This is a genomic window from Paraburkholderia madseniana, assembly GCF_009690905.1.
Lineage (GTDB): Bacteria > Pseudomonadota > Gammaproteobacteria > Burkholderiales > Burkholderiaceae > Paraburkholderia > Paraburkholderia madseniana.
Window position 1 is genome coordinate 59166 of record NZ_VOSW01000003.1, and the last position, 13648, is coordinate 72813.

11 protein-coding genes are annotated in these 13648 nt (G+C 61.7%); 9 read left to right on the forward strand and 2 right to left on the reverse strand.

All coding sequences use genetic code 11. The annotated features are described in order from the left end of the window. Positions 1-200: 200 nt before the first annotated feature. Positions 201-1415 (reverse strand): MFS transporter, encoded by a 1215-nt coding sequence (locus FSO04_RS02675; RefSeq protein WP_154558221.1) that lies wholly within the window; start codon positions 1413-1415, stop codon positions 201-203. A gap of 39 nt (positions 1416-1454) precedes the next feature. Then, positions 1455-2603 carry an FAD binding domain-containing protein gene (locus tag FSO04_RS02680; protein WP_154558222.1) on the reverse strand — a complete coding sequence of 383 codons (1149 nt, stop codon included), beginning with the start codon at positions 2601-2603 and terminating at the stop codon, positions 1455-1457. 192 nt (positions 2604-2795) lie between these two features. Between FSO04_RS02680 and FSO04_RS02685 the strand changes: the two genes are divergently transcribed. From FSO04_RS02685 to FSO04_RS02725, 9 genes are all read left to right on the forward strand, one after another. Further along, positions 2796-3716, forward strand: coding sequence for a LysR family transcriptional regulator (locus tag FSO04_RS02685; protein WP_154558223.1), 921 nt, complete (start codon positions 2796-2798; stop codon positions 3714-3716). A 348-nt stretch (positions 3717-4064) separates the two neighbouring features. Beyond that, complete coding sequence (locus FSO04_RS02690; protein ID WP_154558224.1) at positions 4065-4754, forward strand: hydrolase; 690 nt, start codon at positions 4065-4067, stop codon at positions 4752-4754. A 73-nt stretch (positions 4755-4827) separates the two neighbouring features. Then, on the forward strand, positions 4828-6696 hold the full coding sequence (locus FSO04_RS02695) for an amidohydrolase (RefSeq protein ID WP_154558225.1): 1869 nt from the start codon (positions 4828-4830) through the stop codon (positions 6694-6696). A 39-nt stretch (positions 6697-6735) separates the two neighbouring features. Then, a complete protein-coding gene (locus FSO04_RS02700; protein ID WP_154558226.1) occupies positions 6736-8205 on the forward strand; it encodes a mechanosensitive ion channel family protein in 1470 nt (489 codons plus the stop codon). A 194-nt stretch (positions 8206-8399) separates the two neighbouring features. Continuing rightward, positions 8400-9041 (forward strand): HD domain-containing protein, encoded by a 642-nt coding sequence (locus tag FSO04_RS02705; protein WP_154558227.1) that lies wholly within the window; start codon positions 8400-8402, stop codon positions 9039-9041. A 27-nt stretch (positions 9042-9068) separates the two neighbouring features. Further along, positions 9069-9320 carry a DUF1427 family protein gene (locus FSO04_RS02710; protein ID WP_154558228.1) on the forward strand — a complete coding sequence of 84 codons (252 nt, stop codon included), beginning with the start codon at positions 9069-9071 and terminating at the stop codon, positions 9318-9320. 50 nt (positions 9321-9370) lie between these two features. After that, positions 9371-10327 carry a VOC family protein gene (locus FSO04_RS02715; RefSeq protein ID WP_154558229.1) on the forward strand — a complete coding sequence of 319 codons (957 nt, stop codon included), beginning with the start codon at positions 9371-9373 and terminating at the stop codon, positions 10325-10327. Beyond that, positions 10317-11846 (forward strand): alginate export family protein, encoded by a 1530-nt coding sequence (locus tag FSO04_RS02720; protein WP_154558230.1) that lies wholly within the window; start codon positions 10317-10319, stop codon positions 11844-11846. Before FSO04_RS02715 ends, FSO04_RS02720 begins: the two co-directional genes overlap by 11 nt. 38 nt (positions 11847-11884) lie before the next feature. Further along, positions 11885-13606: an FAD-dependent oxidoreductase gene (locus FSO04_RS02725; protein WP_154558231.1), complete on the forward strand. Its 1722-nt coding sequence runs from the start codon at positions 11885-11887 to the stop codon at positions 13604-13606. The last annotated feature ends 42 nt before the right edge of the window (positions 13607-13648 follow it).

Here is a 13648-nt window from a genome sequence, read left to right on the forward strand (position 1 = left end):
CATGCACCTGTCGGAGAAATTCTGATTCAAAGAATGCACAAGCGTTAAGCTGTGCGTCACTCAGATAGCGTGACTGATGTTGATCAGCGTATCGCCAACGTCGCGGAATTTCCTGAAGCTAGGCTGAAATCTTGTTAACCGGACCACGCGCGGACCACGCGCGCACCGCGCGCCGTCCGGTTGTCTGCGGAAAGAGGCAGTCAAGCGATGCTGGCGGCGTGCGGACGGCCGATCGCGAGGTAGTGCGCCAGTGCGATGAGCGGGAAGGCCGTGGCTGCGCCGGCGACCAGCGGCCAGCCACCGTGTTCGTAGAGCGGGCTGGCGAGCGCCGAACCGAAAGCACCGCCGACGAAGATGCTGGTCATATACAGCGCGTTCAAGCGGTTTCTGCTCGCCGCATGCAACGCATAGATTTCGCGTTGGCCGAGCACCATGTTCATCTGCACGGCGAAATCGAGGATGATGCCGGTCGCGACGAGTCCGAACACACCCCACGCCGGATGGATCAGTGCGGGCATGTAAGCAAGGGCGCCCACCACGAGTGCTATCAGCGTCGCGCGCACTGTGTGACCCGCATCGGCCAGATGTCCGGCCACCGGCGCCGAGGTTGCGCCGATCGCACCGACCAGCGCGAAGACGGCGATCGCGGTTTGCGAGAGTCCGTAATGCCGCGTCAACTCCACCGGGATCGCGGTCCAGAAGAGACTGAACGAAGCGAACATCAGCCCCTGGTAGAACGAGCGGTGACGCAGAACCGGCATCGTGCGGACCAGGTGGCCGAGCGAGCCGATCAGTTCGAAGTAGGTGGCCTTGTGGTCCGGTTGGCGCGGCGGAATAGTCAGCGCCAGCACGGTGGTGACGATCGCCATCAGCACCGCCGCGGAACCGAACACCGCGCGCCAGCCGAAGTGCCCGGCCACCAGGCTCGAGATCGGACGAGACAGCAGAATGCCGAGCAAGAGGCCGCTCATGATGGTGCCGACCACCTTGCCGCGCGACTCGTCCGGCGCGAGATGCGCGGCGAGCGGGATCAGAATCTGTACGGCCACTGAGCTGAATCCAACCAGCAGCGAGATCGCGAGGAACCAGCCGGGTTGATGAGCGAAAGCCGCGGCACCGAGACTCACAATCGAGACTAGCGCGGTGGTGATCATCAGCTTGCGGTTCTCCAGCAGGTCGCCGAGCGGCACCAGAAAGAACAGGCCGAATGCGTAGCCGATCTGCGTGAGTGAAACGATCATGCTGGCTGTATTGCCGGACATGTGAATGTCCGGTGCGATCAGTTCGGTGATCGGTTGTGCGTAGTACAGGTTCGCGACGATAGCGCCGCAACAGAACGCGAACAACGCGATCAGACTACGCGTCATTTTGACGTGGCCTGTGCCGCCCGCCGTGGTGGATGCCTGGGTTGACATGACAACTCCTTGAAGTAGAAGAACTGGAAAATCCGGATATCAGCGGGCGATGTTCATTAACCGGTTGCCCAGCGAAATACCCAGATCGGTCATCAGCCTGCCGCGTTGCAACTGTTGGTTCTCCCAACGTTTGAGGGCGGTGTCGATCGTTGCGCCGCTGTGCCATGTCGATGACAACGCAAGCGCCAAAGAATGGGCATTGGCCGCGGCCTTCGCGGTGCTGCCCGCCGTGTGTGGACGCGGAACGGATGCGGCGTCGCCGAGCAGGATCGCCCGGCCGAACACCATCTTCGGCGAGCGCAGGTCGACGATGGGTTGCATGAACGGATCATCGGTCGCGTCGGCGAGGGCGCGAAAGGTCGGCGCGAGCAGCGCGCGTGCGTCGTCCCGCAGTTGTGCGATGTCCGCGCTTTTGGTCGTGCCCGGCGGCAAGGAGAACGCGCGCGCAACGCCGTGGCGGTCGACCAGTAGCTCGTCGAGTTTTTCGCGGCTGTATTTGCGGTACCACACCCAGTTCCAGCGGCGCGCTCCGACTGTGGTCGAATCGCCCTCGCCCGGAATCAGATAGGCGAGAGCGGAGTGCCCACCGCCGTCCTGAAACGTGAACCGGTCACGCAGCATGTCCGCTGCGCGCCGCGGCAGATCGGGTTCGTCGACGAGTCCGCGCCATGCCACGTAGCCCGCGTAGGCTGGCAGGATATCGGGCAGCAGGCGCTGCCTGAGGGTGGAACGTATGCCGTCGGCGCCGATCAGCAAATCCGCCTGCTCGCTGCGGCCGCTCTCGAACTGCGCGACGATCTGCTCGCCTTCCATGCGGAAGTCGACAAAGGTCTCGCCTGCGTGCACGGCCGCCGCAGGTAGCGCATTTTTCATGGCGCGGTACAGCAGGCTCCATGACGTCTGCATCTGCGGCATGTGCGGTCGTTCGACGATGTTGTCTTCGCGGTCCAGATAGATGCGCTCGCCCGACGCCACGCCAGGCGGGTTCGGCAATGGAACGCGGGCAAAATGGAGCGCATCCAGCACATCCGGCTGAAGCACGACGCCGCCGCCGCGGCTTTCCAGCTCGTTTGGCGATGTTTCGAACACGTCGACCTGCCAGCCGGCCGCCCGCAAGGTGGTGGCCGCGAGCAGCCCACCGAGCGAACCGCCGATCACGACCGCGCGGGGTTTCTCAAGCGATCTCATGCTGCGTTCCTTTGCTCTGCGGAACGCCACGGACAAGTGACGTCGTAGTTGAACTCGACCTGAATGGCTCGCATGTTGCACCCCTCACTAGGTAATGAATGCAGCTTATGCGTTGCGTTGAATTTGTAGAATGTGTCTAAAATGCAACCTGGCGTTGCGTTATTCGCAACCAAACCGTCGATAAGGCCAAGCATGGACAAACTCCTCGCCCTGAATACGTTGCTGGAAGTGGCCGACGCCGGCGGCTTTTCAAAGGCTGCACAACGTCTCGGGGTGGCCACGTCGTCTGTTACGCGTCTGATGGACTCGCTGGAGGTCTCCCTGGGCACCGCGCTGCTGACCCGCACACCCAGAAAGGTCAGCCTCACGGACGCCGGCATTGCGTACGTCGAGCAGGTCGGCAAGGTGCTCGACGATCTGGCCGAAGCGGACGAGAGCGTCTTCGACAGTGGCGCGTTGCCGGTCGGTTCGCTCAGAATTTCGGTACCGTCCACTTACAGCCGCTTGCGGCTTGCGCCGCATCTGGCGGCATTCCTTTCCGAGAATCCGCGCGTGTTTCTCGACGTCGTCGTGGCCGATCACTTTGTCGATCTCGCGCTCGACCGGATCGACGTCGCGATCCGGATCGGGCTGCCCGATCGTGACGCCAACGTGATCGTCAGAAGGCTGGCGAACAATCTGCGCTACGTCGTGGCAAGCCACGACTACCTGGAGCGCAGCGGCACGCCTCAGACACCGCAAGCGCTCGAAGCTCACGAGTGCCTTCGTGTCGCGTACGGCGGCGGCTACCGCACCCGCCAGGTCTGGACCTTCCGGCGGGACAGCGTCGAACAGCGCGTCGAGGTGCGCGGCCATCTGTTGTCGAACAGTCTCGACCTCCTGCTTGAGGCGGTGATGGCGGGGCGCGGCGTCGCCTTGCTGCCCGAATGGCTGGTCGGCGCCGAGATTCGCGCGGGGCGCCTGATGCGCCTCCTCGAGACTTTCGATGCGAGCCCTCATCAAGGTGATGCAGTCGTCTATGCCGCCTATCTGCCCAATCGCCGTCACTCCAGCAAAGTGCGCTCGCTTCTTCAGTTTCTGGAAGCCCGGCTTCATACCTCACCCGAAGGCTGAACGGCGCCGCGCGATGCGCTGCTGCGGTAAGTGCTTCTTTCATGGAGAACCCATTTGATTGTGTCGATAGGTGCAACGTGCGTTCACGACTACGGGTGATTGAAGTGTAGGAATGCCGCGCACATAAAGTCCTGCAGAAAATGTGAAATGTTCTGAGCGGGCGGCGGCGAGGGCCGGGGCGGGATTAGCCGGGCTTCCCTTGTTGAAAGTCTTTTTTAAGAACTATTAAGGTTCTCGGGAAGGATTCTTTAGAAAGCCGTCGATAGAATGGATTTCAGTTTTTCTCGCACTTGAAGCGAGTGCGACATGTCTTCCCGTGTTCACAAATTATTTAGGACGTACAAAGCCATGGCAAATCCGAAACTCGAAGTTCTGACGCCTGCAAATTCGCAGATCATCTTCATCGACCAACAGCCGCAAATGGCCTTTGGGGTTCAGTCCATTGACCGTCAGGTACTTAAGAACAACGTAGTAGGACTCGCGAAGGCAGCGCGGGTGTTCAACATTCCTACCACTATTACGACAGTGGAATCCGAAAGTTTCTCGGGATACACGTACCCCGAGCTGCTGGACGTGTTTCCGGGCCACAAAGTGCTCGAACGTTCATCCATGAATTCGTGGGACGACCAGAAGGTTCGTGACTCGCTGGCTGCCAATGGCCGGAAAAAGGTAGTGGTGGCAGGTTTGTGGACCGAGGTTTGCAACAACACGTTTGCGCTATGCGCCATGGCCGAAGGCGACTACGAAATCTATATGGTCGCCGACGCATCGGGCGGCACGTCGAAGGACGCGCATGACTACGCGATGCAGCGCATGATCCAGGCCGGCGTGGTTCCGATGACCTGGCAACAGGTGCTGCTCGAATGGCAACGCGATTGGGCGCACAAAGAGACTTACAACGACGTCATGGCGATTGCCAAAGAGCATTCGGGTGCGTACGGGATGGGCGTTGACTATGCCTACACCATGGTGCACAAGGCTCCCCAGCGCGCGGCGGGGTCGCACGAGGTTCTGGCACCTGTGCCTGCAAAGAAGTAAGCAGTCGCCGAGCGCCCGCTTCCCATGAATAGCTCCGCGCGTGAGAAGCGGAGCGCTCCCTATGAGGATCGCCATGACTTCCAATACTTCCGTGCCGACGCCGGCCGAAGTTGTCTTCTTTAACGGCAAGATCGCTACGCAGGACGACAAGCGTTCATTCGCCGATGCGCTTGCCGTCGCGAACGGCCGTATCATCGCTGCGGGGTCTCGTGATGTCGTGATGCGTCACGTGAACGACGCGACGCGGCAGGTTGACCTCAAGGGGCGCACGGTCATCCCCGGTCTGAACGATTCCCACCTGCACATCATTCGAGGCGGATTGAACTTCAACATGGAGTTGCGGTGGGACGGCGTGCCGTCGCTCGCGGACGCGCTCGACATGCTGAAGAAGCAGGTGGCGCGCACGCCGGCACCGCAATGGGTGCGCGTGGTGGGCGGCTGGAATGAATTCCAGTTCGCCGAGGGCCGCGGGCCGACACTCGAAGAAGTCAATGCGATCGCGCCGGACACGCCGGTATTTATTCTGCATCTGTACGACAGCGCGCTCCTGAATGCAGCGGCGCTGCGCGCGGTCGGTTACACCAAAGACACACCTAATCCCCCCGGCGGCGAGATCCAGCGCGATAAGCGCGGCAACCCGACCGGCATGCTGATCGCACGGCCGAACGCCGGCCTCCTGTACGCGACGCTCGCCAAAGGGCCGAAGCTCGCTCCGGAAGACCAGCGCAATTCCACGCTGCATTTCATGCGCGAACTGAATCGCCTCGGCGTGACGAGCGCGATCGACGCGGGTGGCGGCTACCAGGCCTATCCGGATGACTACGCGGTCATCATGGATCTCGCGAAGCGCAACGAACTGAGTGTGCGGATCGCATACAACCTCTTCACGCAGAATGCCAAGAAGGAAATCGAAGATTTCGCGAAGTGGGTGAAGATGACCAAACCCGGCGACGGCGACGATTTCCTGCGCGTCAATGGCGCCGGTGAAATGCTGGTGTTCTCGGCAGCGGACTTCGAAGATTTTCTCGAGCCACGCCCGGATCTGCCGGATACGCTGGAAGACGAACTGGAAGCGGTCGTCAAACTGCTGGTGGCGAACCGCTGGCCGTTCCGCCTTCACGCCACGTACAACGAATCGATCGAGCGCTTCCTGAATGTATTCGAGCGGGTGAACGCCGAGATCCCGTTCAACGGGCTGCGCTGGTTCTTCGACCATTGCGAGACCATCACGCAGAAGAACATCGAGCGGGTGCGAGCACTCGGCGGCGGCATCGCGATTCAGCATCGGATGGCCTTTCAAGGCGAGTACTTCATCCAGCGATATGGTGAAGAAGCCGTCAAGCGCACCCCGCCGATTCGCCATATGCTCGATGCCGGATTGCCCGTTGGTGCGGGTACGGACGCCACGCGCGTCGCGAGCTTCAACCCGTTCGTATCGCTTTACTGGATGGTGTCGGGTAAAACGGTCGGCGGCACGGCCATGTATTCCAGCGAGAACCGTCTGGACCGGATGGAAGCGTTGCGCCGCTACACGGTAGGCAGTGCCTGGTTCTCGAGCGAGGACGACCGCAAAGGCGCGCTTGTGCCCGGTCAGTTCGCGGACTTCGCGGTACTTAGCGAAGACTACTTCACTGTCGACGAAAGCCGCATCAAGTTCCTGACCTCGGCGATGACGGTGGTGGGTGGCAAGGTCGTGTACGCCGACGATGAATTCGCGCCGCTCGGACCGCCCGATCTTCCGGTCAGTCCGTCGTGGTCGCCTGTGGCGGAATTCGGCGGCTACAGCCGTTACAAGCCGACAGCGGTGGCTTGTGTGGATGGCTGCGTGAATCTGTGCGGCGTGCATGCCCACGCCCACGGCTGGGCGTGGCGTAAAAACGTGCCGGTCAGCGACTCGAACGGTTTCTGGGGCGCCTTGGGATGTAGCTGTTTCGCATTCTGATCGCCACGGGTTCGTGCCACCACGCGAGCGAGGACCACGATGCCGACCCTGATCGACGGTGTGTTGTTTGGCCTGGGCATTCTGGTCCTCGATTTCCTCGCCTGGCGCTTCATGGACCGTAAGAGCGACCGGGGGCGCCTCGCCTTGCGTGCGCTCATGTTCGGGCTGTCGACCTACGTGCTGTTCCGTTCGGGGATGAATCCGCTACGCGCGGCGCCCTGGCCGGACGAACCGCTGCGCCATCTGCTTGCGCAGGTGCTGGAGGTGGTGTGGTGGCTGCAAGGTGCTCGCCTCGTGATCATCGTGCTCGATCGCGTGGTGTTGCCCGAGACGTGGCACAGGGAGCGCCTGTTTCAGGACGTGCTCGGTGCGCTGGTGTTCATGGCCGCCGCGGTGGGGGCGATCGCGTTCGTGCTGCAACTACCGGTAAAAGGGCTGCTCGCCACGTCCGGCGCGCTCGCGGTCGTGCTCGGCCTCGCGATCCAGAGCACGCTCAACGATGTGTTTTCAGGCGTCGTCCTGAACGCAACGGAGCCGTTTCAGATTGGCGATTGGGTGACGATCGGCGACGTGGAAGGCAAAGTGGTCGAAAGCAACTGGCGTGCGACGAGCCTGCTGAACGGTCAGGGCAATATCGTCGTGATCCCGAACAGCGTGGCCGCACGCACCAATATCGTCAACGCCAATGAACCGTCGCATACGCACGGCATCAGCATCGTGCTGCCGGTCAAGCCGTCGATCCGGCCCGCGCTCGTGCTGGAGGCGCTCGCCAATGCTGCCGCCAGTTCCGGGGACGTGCTGATCGATCCCAAACCGCTTGTCAGCGTGCGCCGCGCCACGAACGATGCGATCGAGTACGAGATTGTCTGCTACGTCGACGCCTTGAGCAAAAAGATCGGCGTGCGCAATGAGCTGTTCGATCTCGCGCATCGACATCTGCTCTCGCGCGGCGTCGTATTGCGGCCGCTGTCGGTCCCCGAGCCCATTCTCGACGCAGCGGACGAGAAACATCGCTTGCTGGGCAACGTGTTGATCTTCCAGACGCTGGAAGGTGACGAGATATCGCATCTGGCAGCGCAATTGACGAAACATGAGTTCGATGCCGACGACATCATCTATGCCGCGGCGGATGTGGACGGCCATGAACTCCATATTCTGGCGCAGGGCGTTGCGAAAGTGATCGTGCCGAAGGACGGCGGCGAGGTTGAACTGCGAAGGCTCGCGCCGGGTGATTCGATCGGCCAGTCCGGCGTTCTCGCTGGCGTCCGGACCGCTGTTGTCGTGCGTGCGCTGACCCGCGCCACCGTGTTCCGGCTGGACAAAAGCGCGTTGACGCCGGTCCTCGCGCAGCGCCCGGAGGTGGTGAAGGAAATGTGCCGGTTGTTGTCGGAACACCATGCAACCGAGGAAATGGTCCTTGCATCGCCGGGTAGTGCGGAGCAGAGCCCGGGCGGCTTTCTGCAATGGATTCGTGACGGCGTGCGGCGCATTCATGAACTGTCGCTTTGAGTGGATTCGCAGGCGTACTGCGCCGATTAAGTGTTTTTAAGGATTTGCCAAAGTCTTTATGAATTTAATTCGATACGCTGCAATGCACTGGCGCTCCCTGGACGTCGACCGTCCTGAACGTCGCCTGGCTGTGGTACCGGTCTGGCATGCGTATAGAGGCACACCAGGGGCAAAGGCGACACGGAGGAGTTGAGATGAAGAAGACCATTGCCGGCATTGAGATTCCCGATGGCGTAATGGCTCAGGCGGCGACCGATCAGATCCGGGGTACAGAGTCGGAGTTGATGTTTCATCACTCGCTAAGAGCATTTCTGTTCGGTGCGCTGACAGGATATCGCGAGAACCTGACGTTCGATGCGGAACTGCTTTATGTCGCTGCGATGTTTCACAACGTCGGTCTGAATGTGAAGTATCAGCGTTCGCCCTACCGGTTCGAGGTGGACGGCGCGAACGCCGCGCGCGATTTTCTGCGGCAGCACGTCGTTGTCGACTGTCTGATCGACGAAGTATGGGCGGCGATCGCATTGCACACGACACCGGGCATTCCGGAACATATGTCGCCGCTGGTTGCGCTCGTCAGCGCCGGTGTGCAAATGGATGTTCGGGGCGCCGGCCACGACGAATTCACCGTACAACAGCGCGATGAAATCGTGCAGGCCTATCCGCGCGAATCAGGTTTCAAGAAGAAGATCATCGAAGCCTATGCGCGTGGCATGGAGCATCGTCCGGAGACGACATTCGGAACGGTGAATGCCGATGTACTGGACCGGTGGGATCCGAACTATCGCCGCTTGAATTTCTGCGGGCTGGTGCTGGGATCGGACTGGTTGAATTGAAGGGTGTTTCCGAAAAGGACGAATAGCATGGGCTACATCATTTCTCTGGGAGTCGGCTTCGGCATCGGGTTGCTCTATTGGCTACTCAAGGTGCAGTCTCCGGCACCGCCGCTGATTGCGCTGGCCGGGCTGCTCGGCATTGTGTTTGGCGAGCACGCCATCCCGGTTGTCAAAGCGCAGTTCTTTGTGCAGACGACGGCGGTTCAGGTTACTGGGCCGGTGAAGGACGCCGACGCGAAAAAGACGGTGGCGCCGGGCGCGACGAAGCAGGGCGGCTGACGTGACAGGCACAGACCATTCAAACATTGCTAACACCTTTGGATAACACTATGTTCAAGTCGTTTCATCAGCCCCGTTCACTCGCGTCTCTCTGCGCGGCGATACTGATTGGATTGACATCGGTTGCATCCGTATCCGCGTTTGCCGATGCCGGGCCGCCGGAGGTATCGAACGGAAAAGCCGCAGTCGCCGCGAGACAGCCCGACGTATCGGTCGGCGCGCAGTACGACACGACTCACGTGTACGTGGCTTCGGCCGATCTCGACGCGTTCGTCAATAGCTTTCTCGCGACATTCGGCGGCAAGGCATCCCCACGTGCGGTTTTCACGGTAACGCCCACGCCGAGCAAGACCGCGTCGCAGTATGTGCAAACGCCGGTCGGCATGCTCTCGGTGTTCGGCTTCGAAACGGCGATTCCGTATCCGTTCGGCAATGAACGAACCGGATATCTGGTCACCGATATCGATAAGGCGGTGAAAGCCGCGCGTTCGGCCGGTGCCGACGTCGTCGTCGATACGTTCGACGATCCAATCGGCAAGGACGCGATCATTCAATGGCCGGGCGGCGTCACGATGCAGCTCTATTGGCACACCAAGGCGCCGAACTATGCGCCGTTGCAGAGCGTGCCGGACAACCGTGTGTACGTGTCGCGCTATGAAGCGGACAACTTCGTTCGCCGGTGGCTGCACTTCTCGCATGGCAAGGTGGTGTCGGACAACCCGCGTGCGGACGCCGGGGTGATCGGCCGGCCGGGTGAGACGATCCGTGTGATTCGAATCAGCTCGGGATTCGGCCATATGGTCGTATTCGTCACGGACGGCAAGCTGCCGGTCCCGTTCGGGACCGAAACGACCGGTTATACCGTGGACGATGTCGCCCAGACGATCGAGCGCGCCCAAGCGGCCGGCGCGAAGGTGCTTTACCCGCCGTACCACAGCGCAACGGGTACGACCGCGATGCTCGAGTTCCCGGGCCGGTACATTGCTGAAGTTCACGATGGCAAGTGAAGCAAACGTCACGAAGCCGTTGAGAGCACTGAAGGCGCGCAGGCGCGCGCCGCGTGTTTTCGCATTGCGCGCGGCCCGTGCCTTGCTGATCAGCACGGGTCTTGCGGCCGCGCTGCCGGCTTCAGCGGCGGACACCGCGCTCGGCGGGGCTGACGATACCGCCACGACCAATCCCGCCGTGACTGCTGCTCCCGCGAGTGCGTCGTGTGCGCGGCCGGCAATCATGTTCAACCGCTGGCAGGAAAACTGGGGGGTATTGGCGAATCCTTGTGTGCCGAGACGGCCGTTCGATTCGCTGAAGTACATTCCGCTGTTCGGCAATCCCGACGCGTACATCTCGCTCGGCGTGGTGCTTCGGGAGCGCCTGGAGATGAACGACGCGCCGCTGTTCGGTCTCGGCTCGGGGCATGACGACACGTATTTGCTGCAACGTCTGGACGTTCATGCGGATGTCCACCTCGGCCCCCACGTGCAGATCTTCACACAGTTCGAAGACGCGCGCCCCTACGGCAAGGATAACGTCACGCCGGTCGACAAGAATCCGCTGGATTTGCGCCAGGCGTTTGTCGCGATTACCGAACCGCTTGGGCCCGGCACCTTCAAGTTTCGCGTCGGCCGGCAGGAAATGGCGTTCGACTTGCAGCGTTTCGTCTCGGTTCGCGACGGCCCGAACGTGCGTCAGGCATTCGACGCGCTCTGGGCCGACTATGAAACCGGTCCGTGGCGCTGGATCGCCTACGCGACGCAGCCGGTTCAGTATCGCGACAATTCGGATTTCGACGATGTCTCGAATCGCGATCTGACATTCAGCGGCGTGCGCGTGGAGCACAAAAACGTCGGACCGGGCGACCTGTCCGCGTACTATTCCCGCTACAACCGCAGCAACGCGCACTTTCTCGACGCTGTGGGCGACGAACATCGCGACGTATTCGATGCGCGCTATTCCGGCAACGTCAACCATATCGACTGGGACGTCGAAGGGATGTATCAGTCGGGGCATGTCGGCAGCAAGACGATCGGCGCGTGGGCGGTGGGCTCGCTCGCCGGCTACACGCTGACGGCCGTGCCATGGACACCCCGGGTCGGCATCCAGGTCGACGCCGCATCGGGCGACAGCCATCCCGGGGACGGCCGCCTCGGTACGTTCAATCCGCTGTTCCCGAACGGTTACTACTTCTCGCTGGCCGGCTATACCGGCTACTCGAACCTGGTTCACGTCAAGCCGTCGCTCGTCCTTAAACCGAACAGCAAGCTGACACTGCTGGCCGGCGTGGGGTTGCAATGGCGCGAGACCACCGCTGACGCGGTCTACCAGCAAGGCTCGGCAGTCGTGCCGGGCACGGCGGGACACGGCAGTAGCTGGACGGGGTTCTATACGCAGGTTCGCGCTGACTGGGCCGTCGCCGCGAATCTCGCCGCGGCGCTCGAGGCCGTGCATTTTCAGGTCGGACCGTCGCTGCGCGAACTGGGCGCCCGCAATTCCGACTACGTAGGCGCGGAACTCAAATTCGGCTGGTAGAAGCGCTATTTGCCAACCGTGCCAGATGAGGTCATGTTATGAGCACTCCCGATTTATCCGCCGACGCGACGACACTGTCGGAACTCGATACACCGAACTCCTCGCTGGAGTACCGTCGGCACCAGATGTTTCCCCGCCTGTCAGCCGCAGAGATTCAAAGTTTGCGGCGTTTCGCCCGGCCGATGTCGTTCAAGGCCGGCGCACTGATCTTCGAAACGGGGCACGTTGCACTCGGCCTGTTCGTGTTGCTGCGTGGGCGCGTGAGAATCTATTCGCGTGACAGTTTCGGCCGCTCGACGCTCGTGACGGAACATGAAGACGGACACTTCATGGCCGAGATGGCGCAGCTCTCCGGCAAACCGGCATTGATCGACGGCGTCGCACTGACCGATGTCGAGACGCTCGTGATCGAGCCGGAGAGGTTGCGCGCGTTGATCGTGGCCGATGCACAACTTGGCGAACACATCATGCGCGCCCTGATCCTGCGGCGGCTCGGACTGATCGAGCAGGGGCTCGGGCCGATCATCGTGGGTGATGGCGATTGCTCGAAGCTGATGGGGCTGCAAAGTTTTCTGCGTCGCAATGCGTACCCTGCGATGGTGATCGACGCGCGTAGCGATCCCGAGGCGATCACGCTGCTGGGCGGCATGACTACCGGCCCCGACGACTTTCCGCTCGTCTTCTGCCCGAACGGCAACGTGCTGCGCGCGCCCGACGAAGTCCAGCTCGCATCGTGCCTTGGACTCGTGCCGACCTTCGAGCAATCGCACGTCTATGACGTCGCGATCGTCGGTGCCGGGCCTGCCGGACTGGCGGCGTCCGTGTATGCCGCCACGGAAGGCTTGTCAGTTGCCGTATTCGATCAGCGCGCGCCTGGCGGCCAGGCTGGCGCCAGCTCGCGGATCGAGAACTATCTGGGTTTTCCCACCGGTATTTCGGGCCAGGCACTGGCCGCGCGGGCGTTCCAGCAGGCGCTGAAGTTCGGCGCGCATCTGGCGATCCCGGGCAAGGTCACAGATGTGAGCCGCCATGAAGGCGTCTTTCTGCTCTCGCTGCTCGACGGGCAGCGCATCAGCGCCCGCACGGTCGTGGTCGCGAGCGGCGCCGCCTATCGGAAGCCGACGGTGAACGGCTTTGATCGTTTCGACGGACGCGGCACGTACTACTGGGCGTCGACAATCGAAGCCAAGCTGGTGAAAGGGCAAGACATCGTGTTGATAGGCGCGGGCAACTCCGCCGGCCAGGCGATCGTGTTTCTCGCCAATTTCGCGCGTAGCGTTCGCGTGCTGATTCGTGGCAAGGACCTCGAGGCCAGCATGTCGAAATACCTGATCGACCGGATCGGCTCCTTGCCTAACGTCACACTGTGCACGCACTGCACGCTGCGTTCGCTCGATGGCGACGAAGCCGGACTCACTCACCTTCATATCCGGCGTGAAGACGAGGATGCGGACGAAGTGATCGAGACGCGTCATCTGTTTCTCTTTGTCGGCGCGGACCCGGAAACCGATTGGCTCGAATCGAGCGGCGTGGAACTCGACAACAGAGGGTTTGTCGTCACGGGTTTCGCCCGCAGTGAGCATGGGCTGTCTGAAGCAGGCAAGCGGTATCCGCTCGAAACCAGCATACCGGGCATGTTTGCAGTCGGCGACGTCCGTTCGGAGTCAGCGAAACGGGTGGCCGCGGCCGTAGGCGACGGCGCGGCCGTGGTCAGTCAGATCCATGCGTACCTGAGCCAGTTGACGGCCGCCGCCGCGTAGGGACGTCCTTCTCGCCGGAAGGCGCTGCTGGATGGGATACTG